Below are 16,022 nucleotides of genomic sequence, written 5' to 3'. Positions count from 1 at the left end.
GACGAGCTATCGCGCGAGTTCACGGGGCGCCTGGATAGCTCAAGAGACAAGGGTACCCGTGCGCAGCACAGGCCAGAGCCCCGCCTGCAGACTAGCTGCTCCCCCTCAAGAAAACTGAGGCATTCTTTGCTAAAGGCTGAAACAGAGGCAGCTTTTTCAAAAATACGGAGAGTGCCAATAGTTACCTTGGACACTTGGACACTTGAACCCAGATTTTGCGACGGCTTTTACCCCCTCGCCAACAACAGCGATATCTGACAGGTTTCCGAAATAAAAAAGGACACCTTCTGGCGTCCTTTCCGTGGCCTTTAACAGCCGAGCAACCCGGCCTCACATCCTACAAAGCCGCATCACCCTTGCTCTTGCGCTTGAAGATCTTCCACAAGGCCCCAGCCACGACAGGCACCGCGGCAGCCGCAATACCAATCAGCACGATGGTATTCAAATGCGCCTTGATGAACGGCACGTTACCAAAGAAGTAGCCCAGGGTAATCAAGCTGCAAATCCACAGCACCGCGCCGGTAATGTTGTACATCTGAAAGCGCATGGCATTCATATGGCCCACACCGGCCACAAAGGGCGCGAAGGTGCGAAACAGAGGCAGGAAGCGGGAAATGACGATGGTCTTGCCACCATGCTTTTCATAGAAAGCATGGGTTTTGACCAGAGCACGGCGATCCAGGAATCGGGATTCCTGGGTAAAGACTTTCGGACCTATATACCGCCCCACGTGATAGTTCACGGTGTTCCCCAGCACCGCTGCCACGATCAGCAGGCCACCCAGCATGACCGGGTCCAGCATGCCCGAAGCGCCAAAGGCTCCAGCAATAAACAGCAAGGAATCGCCCGGCAGGAATGGCAGAACCACAAGCCCGGTCTCGCCAAATATAATCAAGAACAGAACAAGATAAATCCAGGCTCCATACTGCTCGACCCACACACCCAGGTACTGGTCAATATGAAGGATCATGCTGAGTAAATCGGGCATAGTTCCACACCAAAATAACAATCCAGCCAGTCCGATACTGGCCAGACCGACACCATAGAGCAAGCGGTTAAAATAAGCCGCTACCGTTTGAAACCCGTTGAACGTGTATTGTTCAACCCTGAATACACACAAGGCCAGCCGCCCTATGTCATCAAGACGCCGTATTATCCCACTCCCGGACTTGCTTGTAAGCCAAATTGCAGCCGGTGAAGTTATCGAGCGCCCGGCATCTGTCCTGAAGGAACTGCTGGAAAACGCCATTGATGCCGGAGCCAGTGCCATCGAGATTCGTCTGGACGGCGGCGGCATACGCCGCATCTCTGTCAGCGACGATGGCCACGGCATCACCCAGGAAGAGTTGCCCCTGGCGCTGCTGCAACATGCCACCAGCAAGATTCGCTCGCTGGAAGAACTGGAGTCCGTGGCCTCCATGGGCTTTCGGGGTGAGGCCCTGCCCTCTATTGCCTCGGTAGCCCGTCTGACGATCAACTCGCGCACCCAGGACGACCCGCACGCCTGGGAATACTCGCTGGGCCACGCTGAACCCCAGCCCGCCTCCGGGCAGATTGGCACGCATGTGGATGTACGTCAGCTATTTGACGAGATCCCTGCCCGTCGCAAGTTCCTGCGTACGGAAGGCACGGAGTACGGCCATTGCGTGACCGCGCTGGAGCGCATTGCCCTGGCACAGCCGCAGATCGCTTTCCGGCTTTTCCACAACGACAAGCCCCAGCGCCACTGGCGCAGTGGCACGCTGGAACAGCGTCTGCTGGATATTTTGGGCAAGGAGTTTATTGAACAAAGCCTACCCGTTGCCCAGGAACAGGGGCTGATCAGCTTGCGCGGTCTGGTGATTCACCCGGCCCACGCTCGCCCAAGCGCAGACAAGCAGTTCCTGTTTGTGAATGGCCGCTTTGTACGCGATCGCACGGTGTCACACGCCATACGCAGTGCCTATGCCGATGTGCTGCATGGGGATCGCCAGCCTGCCTATGCCCTGTTTCTGGATATTGCCCCCTCCACGCTGGATGTGAACGTACACCCCGCCAAGCATGAAGTCCGCTTCCGTGACAGCGGCGCCGTGTACCGCTTTGTGCTGCAGTCTGTCGGACAAACCTTGGCGCAAGGCAGCATGGCCGGGGAAACGCCAGTTGCCGCCATGCCTTTACCTGAAGGCGCTACCCAGCCTCCTATAACGGGCACGCCCTACCCTTCGGCCACTCCTGGCGCACCCAGCAGCTCCTATACCAGCAGCGAACCCGCCATGCCGTACAGCCATCCAGCTCGCCAAGGCTGGCAATCCAGTTTCAGCCTGCGCGAGCCATCTGGCGGCGGCAATGTGGACTGGAAAAGCATGTACCGTCCGATTGAGCCTGCTCCCAGTAACACGCCAGTCACCAGCTATCAAAGCGAGGCAGACAGCGCGACGGACGAGTTTCCCTTGGGCATGGCCCTGGGCCAGTTGCACGGCATCTATATCCTGTCCGAAACCCGTCAGGGCATGATTCTGGTGGACATGCACGCCGCGCATGAACGCGTAGTTTACGAACAATTGAAGCAGGCTCTGGATGGCCGCGAACTGCCCCGTCAGGATCTGCTGGTGCCAGTAGTGTTCAGCTGCTCGGAAAGCGATATCGCTTTGCTGGATGAGCATCAGGAAACGCTGGCCGATCTGGGCCTGAGCATGAACCCGGCCGGCCCCACCACCATGGCCGTGCGTGCCGTCCCTGCCCTCTTGGCTCAAGGCGATATAGAATCCCTGGCCCGTGCCGTACTGCGCGACCTGGCACAGGTAGGGTCGTCACGCCATCTGGATGAACAGCGCAACGAGCTGCTTTCCACCATGGCCTGCCACGGTGCGGTACGTGCCAATCGCCGCCTGAGCATCCCCGAGATGAACGCTTTGCTTCGCAAGATGGAACAAACCGACAGGGCTGATCTGTGCAATCACGGTCGCCCCACCTGGTTCCAATGGAAGCTCAGCGAGCTGGACAAACTTTTTATGCGTGGACAATGAACGATTTACCCATTCTGTGTCTGGCTGGCCCAACGGCCAGCGGCAAAAGCGCAAGCACGCATATCCTGGCCCAACACTGGCCGATTGAAGTGATTGTGATGGACTCGGCCACGATTTACCGCGACATGGACATTGGCACGGCCAAGCCCAGCGCGGAAGAACAAGCGGCCATTCTCCATCACTTACTGGATATTCGCGACCCGGCTGAAAGCTATTCAGCCGCGGAATTTGCCACTGACGCAACCCGCCTGATTCAGGAAATCCGGGCACGCGGGCATTACCCCGTGCTGTGTGGCGGCACCATGCTGTATTACAAAGCTCTGCGTGAAGGCCTGAACGACTTGCCGCAGGCCGACCCCGCCATTCGCCAGCAACTGGATGAGCGCGCCCAGGAAATCGGCTGGCCCGGCATGCACGAAGAGCTGACCCGTATCGACCCGGTAACAGCTGCCCGGCTGGCCCCCCGCGATAGCCAGCGTATTCAACGTGCCCTGGAGATTTTCCATATCAGCGGCAAGACCATGAGCGACTGGCTAAAGGACAAGGCCCAGCCGCAAGAAGGCAGCCATCAGTACGTCACCATGAGCCTGGAACCGGAAGACCGATCCTGGCTGCATAAACGTATCGCGGTTCGCTATCACGACATGATCGAACAAGGACTGCTGCAGGAAGTGGAAAAGCTTTACCAGCGCCCTGACTTGCATCCCGGCCTGCCCTCTATTCGTTGTGTGGGCTATCGGCAACTATGGTCGTATCTGGACGGCGAAGTCAGCCTGGACCTGGCCATTGAACAGGCTATTGCCGCGACTCGCCAACTGGCCAAACGCCAATTGACCTGGCTGCGATCCGAACCCGAGCGTCAGCAATTCAACTGCCAGAACCCGCAAGCCGCCGAGCAGATCGTGCAAGCGGCACGCCAGATCTGGCCAGCCTGATACTCAGCTAAGCATCTCGCTTTTTTGCGAACCGCCCCCGGCAGCTGGATGGTATCCAACGGCCAGAGGCGGTTCAAAAAGATCGTTTTTTACCCGAAATACGGTTTTTACACCGAAGCCCCGTTCAGCTTGGGCAAGACTTGAGTGCGCATGGCCACGTATTGGAACACACCACCCAGCAAGGCGCCAATCAGCCAGCCGTAACCGGCCATATTCGCCAAGGCAGGCACCCACACCGTCGCCACCGAGAACACGGCTGCCAGGAAAAAGGCGGTCATGGCGCGCTTGTTCCAGCCATTCTGGAAGTAGTAAGTACCACTTTCTTTCAGGGAGAACAGATCCGACACCACCACGCGCTGTCTGCGGATCAAGTAAAAGTCCACAATCATGATGCCGTACAAGGGGGCCAGCAAGGCGCCCAAGGTGTCCACGAAGCCGGTAATCCCGATGGCGCTGATCAAGGGCAACCACAAGGCACCGATAAAGAAAGCAATCACGGCAGTCAGAATGCCGCCCATCTTGGCAGAGATCAGCTCGGGCTTGAGGTTAGCCAGATCGAAGGCAGGCGGAATGAAGTTCGCCACCAGGTTGATCCCCACGGTTGCGGCAAAGAAGGTCAAAGCGGCGATCACCGTCAAAGCCAGGCTATCGACGCGATCCACAATATCAGTGGGGTTGGTCAGGGTTTCACCAAACAGCACGGCTGTGCCAGCGGTAATGAACAAGGCCAGGAAAGAGAACACGGCCAGGCTGACGGGCAAGCCCATGAAGTTGCCGATGCGCATGCTGCGCTCGTCTTTCACAAAGCGCGAGAAGTCACCGTAATTGATCACGACAGCCGCAAAGTACGCCACCATGGTGCCTACAACCGCACCAAAAGCCATCAAGGGGCCGCCCTCGTAAGTGCCCTTGCCGGCAAAAATCTCGCCCACTTTATCGAGCAGGCCGCTGCCCGCCTTGTACCAGATCACGGCCAGCAAGGCGAACATCACCAGGTACACCAAGGGACCCGCCCAGTTCAGGAAACGCGTAATCCACTTCATGCCCATCAGGAAAATGCCCAGCTGCAAGATGCAGACCACGATATAAGACAGCCAGCCCACCCAATCCAGCCCCAAAAACAAGGCACCGCCGGGGTGGCCGAGCAAAGCATTGAACAACAAGGCCAAAGCGGTAGAGGCAAAGTAGGTTTGCACGCCGTACCAGAAGATAGCCACAATCCCGCGCACCAGGGCCGGAAACTTGGCCCCCTTCACCCCCATGCTGATACGGGCAATCACGGGATAAGGAACGCCATACAGCACGCTGGGTTTACCGCTCAGATTCACCAGGCCCATCACAATGAAACCGGCCAGCAAGATGCCGGCAAACACGGCCCAGCCATTCAGACCATAAGAAATAAACAAGGTGGCGGCCAAGGTATAGCCAAACAGACTTTGAATATCGTTGGACCAGACGTTGAAAATCTCGAACCAGCCCCACAAACGTTTTTGTCGTGGCAAAGGCGCCAGATCCTCGTTATGCAAGGACGGATGCGGGTCTTTCAAGGATAAATCGCTATGCTCCATTTTCTTCCCCCTTAGAAATTGCTTCTAACATTTCAGCTGATATTTCTACACGCTTGCCGCTACTGTAGGAGCCTTGTTGAGCGGGGAACATTATGGAATGTACGAGTAATACTTAAATTCGGATTAGCTCGAAAAACGGCATAATTAATTTCATATAAACCTTATTTGAAAATCAAATACACCAGATTCGAAGCGCTAATACAGAGGACTTCCGGATGGGGTGCAGGAATAAAAAAAGCCAGCTCAAGGAGCTGGCTTTTCTATTCACGGAAAGATCCGGGGGTTTCAGACCACTTCAGTCTGTGCCTGACCTTCCTGACGCTCAAGGATTTCGCCCAGTTGGTAGACGGTTTCGCCTTGCTCGGACAAGGTTGCGCTGATGGCGTCTGCCTTGTCTGCAGGAACGATGATGATCATGCCGATACCGCAGTTGAACACGCGGTACATTTCTTCGTCGGCCACGTTACCGTTGCTTTGCAACCACTGGAACAAGGCAGGCATGGTCCAGGAGTCACGCTTCAGGCGGGCAGTCAGGTGCTTTTGCAGGATGCGGGGCACGTTTTCCAGCAAGCCACCGCCCGTGATGTGAGCCAGGCCCTTGATGTCCGCACCGTGGGCAGCCAAGGCAGCCAGCACGGATTTCACGTAGATGCGGGTGGGTTCCATGACCACGTCAGCCAAAGGACGGCCATCCAGCTCGTCGGTAGGCTTGGCGTTGGCGTGCTTGAGAATCTTGCGAATCAGGGAGTAACCATTGGAGTGGGCGCCGCTGGAAGCCAGACCCAGAACCACGTCACCGGGAACAATGGACTTGCCGTCGATAATGCGCGATTTTTCTACCGCTCCCACTGCAAAACCGGCCAGGTCGTACTCGCCTTCGGGGTACATGCCGGGCATCTCTGCCGTTTCGCCCCCGATCAGGGCACAAGCGGACAGTTCACAACCCTTGGCAATGCCGCCAACTACTTGAGCAGCCGTGTCGACCGACAGCTTGCCGCAGGCAAAGTAATCCAGAAAGTACAAGGGTTCTGCGCCCTGGACTAGAATGTCGTTGACACTCATGGCCACCAGGTCTATACCCACAGTGTCGTGGCGCTGCCAATCAAATGCCAGGCGTAGTTTGGTACCAACACCGTCGGTGCCGGACACCAGAACGGGCTCTTTAAGGTGGGTAGGCACTTCAAACAAAGCGCCAAAGCCTCCGATTCCAGCCATGACGCCTGCACGCATGGTTTTGGCAGCCAGTGGTTTAATACGATCGACCAGGGCATCGCCCGCGTCGATATCCACGCCTGCATCGCGGTAGGTCAAGGAAACAGAAGTAGTGTTTTTCATGGGAAAAGCCGTGGGATATGTGAAAATTGCGAGTTGGACGAAATTGTACGACACATGACCGAGCAACTGATTCTGGATATATCTCCAGCACCGCCTGCCTCTTTGGACAACTTTGTTGCCGGAGCGAATCAGGCTGCGTTGCAGGCTCTGCGTCAGTGCAGTCCAGGACGCGCGGTTTACCTGTGGGGACCGCCCGGCGCAGGTCGAACACATCTGCTGCGGGCGATGGCCAGTCAAGACGACAGCCGCTATTTTAGTTCAGATACTCCCTCCCAGCCCATCTTTGACATCGCCACCGATGACAAAGCCCCTCCCAGCCTCTTGGCCATCGACGATATCGAGCGTTTTGACGAGCACGGTCAGGCTGCCGTATTTGCACTGTACAATCGCTGGCGCGAGTCGGCCACCCGGCCAGACGCCTTCACGCTGCTGGTCTCCGGCGACCGGGCTCCCAAAACCATGTCCGTGCGCGAGGACTTGCGCACACGCCTGGGTTGGGACCTGGTATTCAGACTGGAATACCTGTCGGACGCCCACCGGGCCGAAGCCATGCAACAGCGAGCCGCTGCCCGCGGTCTGCAACTGCAAGCGGAAGTGCTCAGCTGGATACTGACTCACTACGATCGCGATATGAACCGCTTGAGCGCACTGATCGATGCGCTGGACAACTATTCACTGGTAAAGAAACGCCCCATCACTTTACCCCTGCTCAAAGAACTTCTGGCCAACAGCCAGACCCAATCTTCTAGTTGAGTCATGACTGCTTCTTCTTTTATTGCCCTGTTTGATCTGGACCACACTCTGCTTCCTTTAGATAGCGATTACCAGTGGGCTGACTTCCTGGCCCGTACGGGCCGCGTCGGTGACCCCGCTGAAGCCATCCGTCTGAATGAAGACCTGATGGAACGCTATAACCAGGGATTGTTGACGGCCGAAGAATCGGCCGAATTCATGTTGGGCCTGCTCACCAACGCCAGCCAGGAAGAATTGCTGGCCTGGCAGGACGAGTTCATGCAGGCCGTGATCCTGCCCTCGATCAGCCCGGCTGCCCGCGAACTGCTGGCCCAGCATCAGGACCAGGGCCATCTGGTGGCGATCGTGACCGCTACCAACGAATTCGTGACGCGCCCCATTGCTGCGGCATTGGGCGTAGACCACCTGATCGCCACCACCCCTGAAATGAAAGACGGCCGCTACACCGGCAAGATCAGCGGTGTGCCCAGCTTCCAGGCTGGCAAGATCACCCGTGTGGAGCAATGGCTGCAAACCATGGGCAAAACCCTGGCCGACTTCGAGCGCAGCTGGTTTTACAGCGATTCGCCCAACGATCTGCCCCTGATGGAAGTGGTGACCGACCCCGTGGCAACCAACCCCAGCGACAAGCTGCGTGCCGTGGCTTGCGAACGCAATTGGGTCGTCATCGATTTGTTCGCTGACATGATGGACAGCAAATCGTAAAATCAGACGCATGCTCAAGCGAACAATAAAAACATTTGTCGACCGGCTGCTCAAACCAGCCAAAAGCACGCGTCCCAAAGGGCCGCGCCGCTACACACGAGAAGAACATGGCATAGACCGACGTCTGGTCTCGCGTCATGCCATCAAAGTGTGCGAGGTCCTGAACCACGAAGGCTATCAAGCCTATGTCGTGGGCGGCGCAGTGCGCGATTTGCTGGTGGGCCTGGAGCCCAAGGACTTTGACGTGGCGACCAACGCCACGCCCGAGCAAATCCGCCCCCTGTTCCGTCGTGCCCGCATCATTGGCCGCCGCTTCCGCCTGGTTCACGTGGTGTTTGGCCAGGAAATCATCGAAACCTCGACTTTCCGGGCCGATGATAGCGGCAAGCAAACCGACGAACATGGCCGTATCCTGCGCGACAACGAGTACGGCACCATCGAAGACGATGCCGCACGCCGCGACTTCACGCTAAATGCGCTGTACTACGATCCCCTGACCGAAACCGTTATCGACTACCACAACGGGGTAGCCGATCTGAAAGACCGTCAGGTACGCATTATTGGTGATGCGGAAACCCGCTATCGCGAAGACCCGGTGCGCATGCTGCGTGCCGTGCGCTTTGCCTCCAAGCTGGATGCCACCATCGAACCCACGACAGACGCACCGATTCGTTCCTTGTCGCGTCTGATCGAGAACGTGCCCGAATCCCGTCTGGCTGACGAAACACTCAAGTTGCTGAACTGCGGCCATGCCATGGACTGCATCCAGCGCCTGCAGGCTCTGGGTCTGCACAGCAAGCTCTTGCCCATGGTGGAGCCAGTTCAACGTCTGCCTGGTGGCTCGGAATTTCTGGATATGGCCCTGGCCCGCACCGACACCCGCGTTCGCGCGGGCAAGTCGGTCAGCCCCAGCTTTATCTATGCGTGCCTGCTCTGGAAGCTAGTCAAGCAGGAGTGGGACCGACGCAGCGCTCAGGACATGCATCCCCAGCAAGCCTTGCTGGAAGCCGCCGACCTGATCCTGGAAAAACAAAGCCGCATCATGCCAATTCAAAAGCGCTTCCAGTCGGATATGCGTGAAATCTGGTTCATGCAGCCCCGTTTTGAACGCATCGCCAACCGCGCTATCTGGCGCATGACGGAACAACCTCGTTTCCGTGCCGCTGTGGACTTTTTACAACTACGCGCCGAAGCCAAAGAGGTGGATAGCGTGCAGGCACAGTGGTGGATGGATCTGGCTGATGCGGGCGACGAAGAACGCAGCACTATGATTGCCGTGCGTAAACCCGCTGGCACCGCCGCCACTGGCTCGCGTAGCGGCCAGCGTCGTACCCGTCGCCGTCGCTCCAATGCCAAACGCAGCAACGCGGCAGGCGGAAGCGAATCGTGATTCCAGGCAGCAACACCGTTTTTGTTGCCATGGGCGCGAATCTGGGCGAAGCACGACAAACTCTGGAAACAGCGGCGGCTGAACTGGCCGCTACTGCTGGCATCCAGGATCTGACGCTGGCCCATTTCTACAGCACGGCTCCCGTCGATTCCAGTGGTCCGGATTACGTCAATACAGTCGTCCGCTTCACCTGCACTCTGGCTCCCGAGAATTTGCTGGACCGTCTGCAACACATCGAACAAGAGCACGGCCGCACGCGCCTGTACCGTAATGCACCCCGTACCCTGGATCTGGACTTGCTGCTTTACGGGCAAGAGCAGATTAATACGGAACGGTTGATCGTGCCCCATCCCCGCATGCACGAGCGTGCCTTTGTGCTGGTTCCGCTGGCAGACTTGGCCCCTGAACTTGAGTTGACTCAAGGCAGCGTGAAGGAATTGCTGAGCACGGTGCAAGACCAGGAGATCCGGCGGCTGCCCTAGTGTCCGCTTTCAAGCGCCATCAGCCGTGGGCGCATTGGCCAGCTGCCACCCCATTTGCATGGCCTGGGCAATGCCACTGACAATTTCCTCTTGCCGGGCGGCATTCTGCACACGCAAGGCATAGGAAGGATGCCAGGTCGCAATAACCCACGTCTGGCCCCACAAAAAGGGTTTGGACAGGAAATCAGCCAATCGCGCCTTTGAGCCCAACAAGGCCGTCAGGGCAGTCGCTCCCAGAGTGACGATGACGGCAGGCTCAAGCTGCGCCAGCTCTTCCCGCAACCAATGTCCGCATGCCTGCACTTCAGCCGGGGATGGACTGACATGCAAACGCTGCCTGCCACGCCCTTCCCATTTGAAGTGTTTGACGGCGTTACTTACATACAGCTGGTCGCGGTCAAGGCCTGCACGCTGCAAGGCCTGATCCAGAACCTGCCCGGCTGGCCCGACAAAAACACGGCCAGCCAAATCCTCGTGGTCGCCCGGCTGCTCGCCCAGCAACATCATGCGGGCTGTTGTCGGGCCTTCTCCCGGCACGGCCTGCGTCGCGTTTTCCCATAGACCACATCGCCGGCAACGCTCCAGCACAGACAATTCACCCCGGATGGGCTGGGCAGAATCAGCCGTCACCGCTACCGACTTGCCCGGCATCCGGGCAACAAGACCAGACTGTCCGACTCGCCGCGCCCCGTTACGCGCTTCACTGACCATGGCGGGAATCAGGCTTGCTTCAGGCAAACCTTTCCAGAATCGCACGGGCATGCTCTGCTGCAAGGCCGTTTCATTCAGACGTGCAGGATTAAAAATGCTCCGGTAATAACGTAACCACAAGGCTTCCACCTGATCGTCCGACGGACCGCTGCGTAATTCATCCACATTCTCAGGCGCATCACGCAGCTGCAAGTTTTCACCATCCCACAGCGCCACACGTTGTGGCGTCGCGATGCACCAGGAGGTGCTCCCCATACGTTTGGAGAAATAGTCGGCAATCCACTCCAGCACCTCGTGCTCGGGCTCGAACCAGGCCCAATACTCGGGCCGCTTGCCCTGCCCGCAATGGCGAAACCGTACGTACGTCATCATGTCGTGCTTTTCCTTGCGCACGGCTTTCGCCATTTCATATAAGCGGGCCCCATCCTCATCAGCCACAGACGCCACACTGCGCTCCCCATGGTGCCAACGCCACAACACGCGATAGAGCAAGGCCCAACGCTTCGGAGTACGACACAAGGCGGCATCCTGCAGCAAGGCGCTCAGCCCTTTCGAAATGCGAACGGCAAACTCGGCGTTCGGCTCACAGCCCTGCGGCTCCCGCAAGGATATAGAGGACACAGGAGGAGACAGCTCGTAATCCAAGCCCATCTGCTGGCTGGCCGCGCCCGCCTCCCGCCTTTTTTCACACCAGCAAAGCTGCTCTGGTGACCAGCCTGCCGCCAGAGCGCGCAAGGCTTGCTCACGCCAGGCGCTATAGCCGCCGTCAACCTGCAAGCTCACCATGCTCGCCCCCCATCGTCAGGAAAAAACCGGCCGGCGAACAGAGCGTACTCATAAGAGACTCAATTGCTGCGGATTGGTCGACAGCATGCGCCGCAATTTGTCGGACGACGCGTCGGCAAGGCCAGGACGGTAATCCTGTACCACGACAAAGGGCTGCAATGTTTTGATGGAGCAACGCAAACGGATCAGATCCTGATACCGGATAGCCCGCATCTGACGCAACTCGACCAAACGCTTGGCATTACGGACACCAATGCCGGGCACACGAGCAATCAGGCGCTCCGGCGCCCGGTTCAGATCCACCGGAAATACGGCCCGGTTGGACAAGGCCCATGACAATTTGGGATCAATATCCAAGGGCAAATCGCCCTTGTCCTGAAACAGCTCCTCGGCCCGAAAACCGTAACTACGCAGCAAGAAATCGGCCTGATACAGCCGATGCTCTCGCAGGAGCGGTGGCGGCTGTGCGGGAAGCGCCGACGAACTATCCGGAATAGGACTGAACGCAGAGTAATACACCCGCTTGAGCTTGTAGGCACCGTATAGATTCTGCGCTGTTTGCAAGATATTGCGGTCATCCGCCGCATCCGCACCCACAATCATTTGCGTGCTTTGTCCGGCAGGTACCTTGGGAAGTTTTTCTTCCTGCGCCTGCTCCTGAGCAAGACGGATCACCCCCATCGCCCGCTTGATCGTATGGCCACTTTTCTCGGGTGCCAGGCGATGCAGGCCCGCATCCGTAGGAAGTTCGATATTGACGCTGAGTCGGTCTGCGTAATGACCAGCCAGCGTGATCAACTGCGGATCGGCATCCGGAATGGTTTTAAGGTGGATGTAGCCACGAAAATGGTGATCTTCGCGCAGGGAGCGCGCCACCTCGACCAGACTCTCCATGGTGTAGTCCGAGCTTCGTATGATGCCCGAGCTCAAGAACAGACCATCTATATAGTTGCGCCGATAAAAATCCAGCGTCAGATCCACCACTTCCGCCGGCCGGAAACGCGCGCGTGGCACGTTGCTGGAGCGCCGGTTCACGCAATACAGGCAGTCATACTGGCAAAAATTGGTCAGCAGTATCTTGAGCAGCGACACGCAGCGGCCGTCCGGCGTAAAGCTATGGCAAATACCGGCACCGGTACTGGCACCCAAGCCCGCACGCCCGCGGGAATCCCGTTTGGGCGCGGCACTGCTGGCGCAAGAGGCATCGTACTTTGCCGCATCGGCCAGAATTTCGAGTTTGCGCGATAGCTCCATGATCGAAATACTGTATATAAAAACAGCATTATACAGTTTTCGGTCCGGGCGTCACGGCCCCGGCGCATTTTCAAAGAGGGCAAGCGGCCGGGCTTGTCCGGCAAGGGACAAGCCAGCCAAGCCAGCTCAAGCCAAGGGGTCAAGCATCCAGAAGCTTGATCAAGGCCTCTTGGTGATTGGATCGGGCTTCCAGCAATTGCCGCCCTTCTTCGGTCAACATGGCTATCAGGGGAGCGGGAAAAGGGGAAGGAGTCTGCGTCGTTTGAGGGATGGCTTGGACTAATCCCAGCGACTGTAATTGTTCGAAAACAGCTTGTTTCTTGTGCCAGGGAGTTTGGCGTAAGCGCACGAGCTCAAGAGTGTTCCAAATAGTGGGGTTGAGCTGCGGAATAGTAATGGAGCGCTGAAGTTGCGTCATACAAGGCCCTTAATTAAGACCACCCATACCGACATTGTGTGCCCATAAGGGGAGGTCAGCCAGAAAGCATCCCTATACCGTACAACATAACAATGTACAGAATATTTCAAGGAGTTCTGACAGACATCGTCGCAGCGCTCCTTCAAGACTCCAATAAGCAATAACCCGCGCTTGCGTCCTTGCAGGCCCGGGAAAATCAGTCCGGGCCCTGTTTTTTCGCTCAGGTTTTTTGTCGCAAAATTGTTCCGAAAAGCAGCAAAAACACAACAAAAGAGGCCAGGCCAGCCAACCCCAGATTTGCATTCAAGCCATAGGCATCCACAAACTGCCCACCCAGCCAGGAGCCAAGCCCTATGCCGATATTGAAGACAGCCACGTACAACGCGGTGGCTACCTCAACCGCGTTGGCAGCAGCCTTCATCATCCAGCTCATCAGCCCTACCGACACCCCGCCATACGCCAGGCCCCAAAGCAGCAAAATCGCACCTCCACTCAGCGGTGAACCACCCACTGTCAAGAAAAGCAAAGCAGTGATGCTTAGACCCAACGCTATCGCCATCAAGCTGGCTTCAGTGCGTTGCGCCGCCGAAATCCCGATCAGGAAGTTGCCTGCAATCCCGGCCACACCATAAGCGAACAGCAAGCCCCCTATCCATTCAGAGCCTATTCCCGAAGCAGACAGCAAAAGAGGTCGCACAAAGGTAAACGCGCTGAAATGCCCCGCAACCAGGATCAAGGTCAGCAGCAGGCCAAACCATAACCGCCGATTGCCCAATTGCTCGGCGAACTGGCGCCATGTGGTCGAACGCGACACGGACAAAGAAGGAATCACGGCCAGATGGAAGATCAGCACCAAAGCGCTCAGTAGCGCCATGCCACCAAACGCCCAGCGCCACCCAAGCAGATCGCCCATCAAGGCGCCCAATGGCACCCCCAATACAGAAGCGGCGGCAACCCCACCAAAAATGATCGAGGTTGCCAAACCTACTGACTGAGCCGGAACAAGACGGGAAGCCAGACCACCTGCAATGGCCCAGATACCGCCCATGCAAAAGCCGACCAGTACACGGGCAGCCAGCATCCAGACGATGCTGGGAGCCAGGGCAGACGCAATATTGGCCATCACCAACAAGGCCAGCAATCCACACAGGATGCGTCGCCTGTCAACGCCGCCGGAAGCCAGCACTACTAGCGGCGCAAACAAGGCGGCCAATAAGGCAGGCAGGGAAATCAACAAACCCACCGTCCCTGTAGAGGTCTGCAAACTGTCTGCAATGGAGGTCAACAAACCTACGGGCAACATTTCCGTGGTGACGACTGAAAAGGTGGCCAAGCCAACAGCGCTAACCGCCAACCAGGACTGCCGTTTGCCAGGCCGCACGGCCATGGATAAAGAAGAAGTATTCATTGCTAAATATTCGAGGAAAGAAGGCTAAACAGCGCAGGAACGGGCCGTTCCAGGCGTACGCAAACGTTGATGGCTGCACAAGGCAAGCAAGACGATCAGGGCGGCGGCATAAAGCGCGACCATAAAACCGGAGCTGGCTCCGCCTTGATCCACCATCCGCCCCGAAGCAGCAGCCCCCATAGCTACACCGATGTTCAGACCAGCCAGCAACCAGGTCATGCCCTCGGTTAATTGCTGCTCCGGCACCACACGCTCAACCAGCGACATGGCCACAATCATGGTGGGAGCGAAAAACAGACCAGCCAGCAAGACCGCCCCCGCCAGCTGTGCCACGCTGGCCACCAGCAATAAAGGCAAGGTCGTGGCGGCGGTAGCCAAACCACCCAACAGCAATAGCCGGTGCAAAGGGATATTCAGCTTCAAACCACCAAACACCAGACCCGCTACGCAAGAACCCAAGGCGTAAGCCGATAGCACCAGACTGGCCGCCCCCGGCTGCCCCATCTGCTCGGCAAAGGCCACGCTGACAATATCCACGGTGCCCACAATCACGCCCATGGCGACCATCAGCAATGCCAGCAAACGCACGCTATTCAGACGCAGCACCGAAGGGCGACTGCCCTGCTCCTGCTCCTGAATCGGCGGTTCACTGCCTTTTTGCAGCAGAAGGGCCGACACGCCGGCTATCAGCAATACCACAGCGGCCAGCACACCCGCTTGCGGGAACACCGCGACAGCCAAACCTACTGACAAGGGCGGCCCGGCAATAAAGGTGACTTCATCCAGCACGGTTTCCAGCGAACAAGCCGTTTGCAACCGATCCTGACCACGATAAATCACCGTCCAGCGGGCACGTACCATGGCCGACATGCTGGGCATGAAACCGGCCAGCACCGCGCCTGCAAACAAGATCCAATCAGACGCTTGCCACCAGGTCGCCCCCAACAAGAGCAGCAGGCCCAGCACACTGATGGCTGTTGCCAGCGGCAGAACACGGCTTTGCCCACGCCGGTCCACCCAACGGGACACCTGCGGCGACACCAGCGCATAGGTCAGGACAAAAGAGGCGGACACCGCCCCCGCCAAGGCATAGCTGCCCCGCAGTTGCGACAGCATGGTGATGATTCCTATCCCTATCATGGGCAGCGGAATCCGGGCCAGCAGCCCGGCCAGGGCAAAACCCCGTGCGCCGGGCGCGGCAAAAAGTTCTCGATAAGGCTGAGCCATTACATTCTCCGTGAACGCCCGCTTGCCACGACACGGTGATGCATC

14 protein-coding genes are annotated in these 16,022 nt (G+C 57.7%); 6 read left to right on the top strand and 8 right to left on the bottom strand.

The features are described 5' to 3' along the window. Positions 1–337: 337 nt before the first annotated feature. Complete coding sequence (locus Q9R35_RS07475) at positions 338–988, bottom strand: VTT domain-containing protein (RefSeq protein WP_042483676.1); 651 nt, start codon at positions 986–988, stop codon at positions 338–340. 145 nt (positions 989–1,133) lie between these two features. Between Q9R35_RS07475 and mutL the strand changes: the two genes are divergently transcribed. Continuing rightward, complete coding sequence (gene mutL / locus Q9R35_RS07470) at positions 1,134–3,005, top strand: DNA mismatch repair endonuclease MutL (RefSeq protein WP_042483673.1); 1,872 nt, start codon at positions 1,134–1,136, stop codon at positions 3,003–3,005. Beyond that, positions 3,002–3,940, top strand: a complete 939-nt coding sequence (gene miaA / locus Q9R35_RS07465; protein WP_042483670.1) for a tRNA (adenosine(37)-N6)-dimethylallyltransferase MiaA — start codon at positions 3,002–3,004, stop codon at positions 3,938–3,940. Before mutL ends, miaA begins: the two co-directional genes overlap by 4 nt. 107 nt (positions 3,941–4,047) lie before the next feature. Here miaA and Q9R35_RS07460 read toward each other — a convergent pair whose 3' ends face one another. Together Q9R35_RS07460 and purM are read right to left on the bottom strand one after the other, a co-directional pair. After that, positions 4,048–5,508 carry an NCS1 family nucleobase:cation symporter-1 gene (locus tag Q9R35_RS07460; protein WP_311219605.1) on the bottom strand — a complete coding sequence of 487 codons (1,461 nt, stop codon included), beginning with the start codon at positions 5,506–5,508 and terminating at the stop codon, positions 4,048–4,050. Positions 5,509–5,793: 285 nt separating this feature from the next. Next, positions 5,794–6,843 carry a phosphoribosylformylglycinamidine cyclo-ligase gene (gene purM, locus Q9R35_RS07455; protein ID WP_022983476.1) on the bottom strand — a complete coding sequence of 350 codons (1,050 nt, stop codon included), beginning with the start codon at positions 6,841–6,843 and terminating at the stop codon, positions 5,794–5,796. A gap of 54 nt (positions 6,844–6,897) precedes the next feature. Here purM and hda point away from each other — a divergent pair, with 54 nt between their 5' ends. The 4 genes from hda to folK are packed head-to-tail and all read left to right on the top strand — an operon-like array spanning position 6,898 to position 10,173. Then, the gene (gene hda, locus Q9R35_RS07450; RefSeq protein ID WP_022983475.1) at positions 6,898–7,596 is read left to right on the top strand and encodes a DnaA regulatory inactivator Hda; all 699 of its coding nucleotides are present in this window, start codon (positions 6,898–6,900) and stop codon (positions 7,594–7,596) included. 3 nt (positions 7,597–7,599) lie between these two features. Then, a complete protein-coding gene (locus tag Q9R35_RS07445; RefSeq protein ID WP_311219604.1) occupies positions 7,600–8,301 on the top strand; it encodes an HAD family hydrolase in 702 nt (233 codons plus the stop codon). Positions 8,302–8,311: 10 nt separating this feature from the next. Next, the gene (pcnB, locus tag Q9R35_RS07440; protein ID WP_311219603.1) at positions 8,312–9,691 is read left to right on the top strand and encodes a polynucleotide adenylyltransferase PcnB; all 1,380 of its coding nucleotides are present in this window, start codon (positions 8,312–8,314) and stop codon (positions 9,689–9,691) included. A 29-nt stretch (positions 9,692–9,720) separates the two neighbouring features. Further along, positions 9,721–10,173 carry a 2-amino-4-hydroxy-6-hydroxymethyldihydropteridine diphosphokinase gene (folK, locus tag Q9R35_RS07435; RefSeq protein WP_042484399.1) on the top strand — a complete coding sequence of 151 codons (453 nt, stop codon included), beginning with the start codon at positions 9,721–9,723 and terminating at the stop codon, positions 10,171–10,173. Positions 10,174–10,182: 9 nt separating this feature from the next. On the opposite strand, the gene Q9R35_RS07430 is transcribed toward folK, so the two are convergent. From Q9R35_RS07430 to Q9R35_RS07410, 5 genes are all read right to left on the bottom strand, one after another. Then, positions 10,183–11,670 (bottom strand): UdgX family uracil-DNA binding protein, encoded by a 1,488-nt coding sequence (locus tag Q9R35_RS07430; protein WP_311219602.1) that lies wholly within the window; start codon positions 11,668–11,670, stop codon positions 10,183–10,185. Between the two features lie 48 nt (positions 11,671–11,718). Next, positions 11,719–12,924, bottom strand: coding sequence for a putative DNA modification/repair radical SAM protein (locus tag Q9R35_RS07425; protein WP_311219601.1), 1,206 nt, complete (start codon positions 12,922–12,924; stop codon positions 11,719–11,721). Positions 12,925–13,063: 139 nt separating this feature from the next. Next, positions 13,064–13,342, bottom strand: a complete 279-nt coding sequence (locus Q9R35_RS07420; RefSeq protein ID WP_022983473.1) for a hypothetical protein — start codon at positions 13,340–13,342, stop codon at positions 13,064–13,066. A 220-nt stretch (positions 13,343–13,562) separates the two neighbouring features. Then, a complete protein-coding gene (locus Q9R35_RS07415; RefSeq protein WP_311219600.1) occupies positions 13,563–14,750 on the bottom strand; it encodes an MFS transporter in 1,188 nt (395 codons plus the stop codon). A gap of 24 nt (positions 14,751–14,774) precedes the next feature. Beyond that, positions 14,775–15,977, bottom strand: a complete 1,203-nt coding sequence (locus Q9R35_RS07410; RefSeq protein ID WP_311219599.1) for an MFS transporter — start codon at positions 15,975–15,977, stop codon at positions 14,775–14,777. Positions 15,978–16,022 lie beyond the last annotated feature (45 nt).

Origin of the sequence: Alcaligenes sp. AB3 (assembly GCF_031844565.1) — a bacterium.
Lineage (GTDB): Bacteria > Pseudomonadota > Gammaproteobacteria > Burkholderiales > Burkholderiaceae_B > Alcaligenes > Alcaligenes faecalis.
The sequence above is the reverse complement of the archived record's forward strand: the minus strand, read 5'-3'. Positions and strand labels throughout refer to the sequence as shown.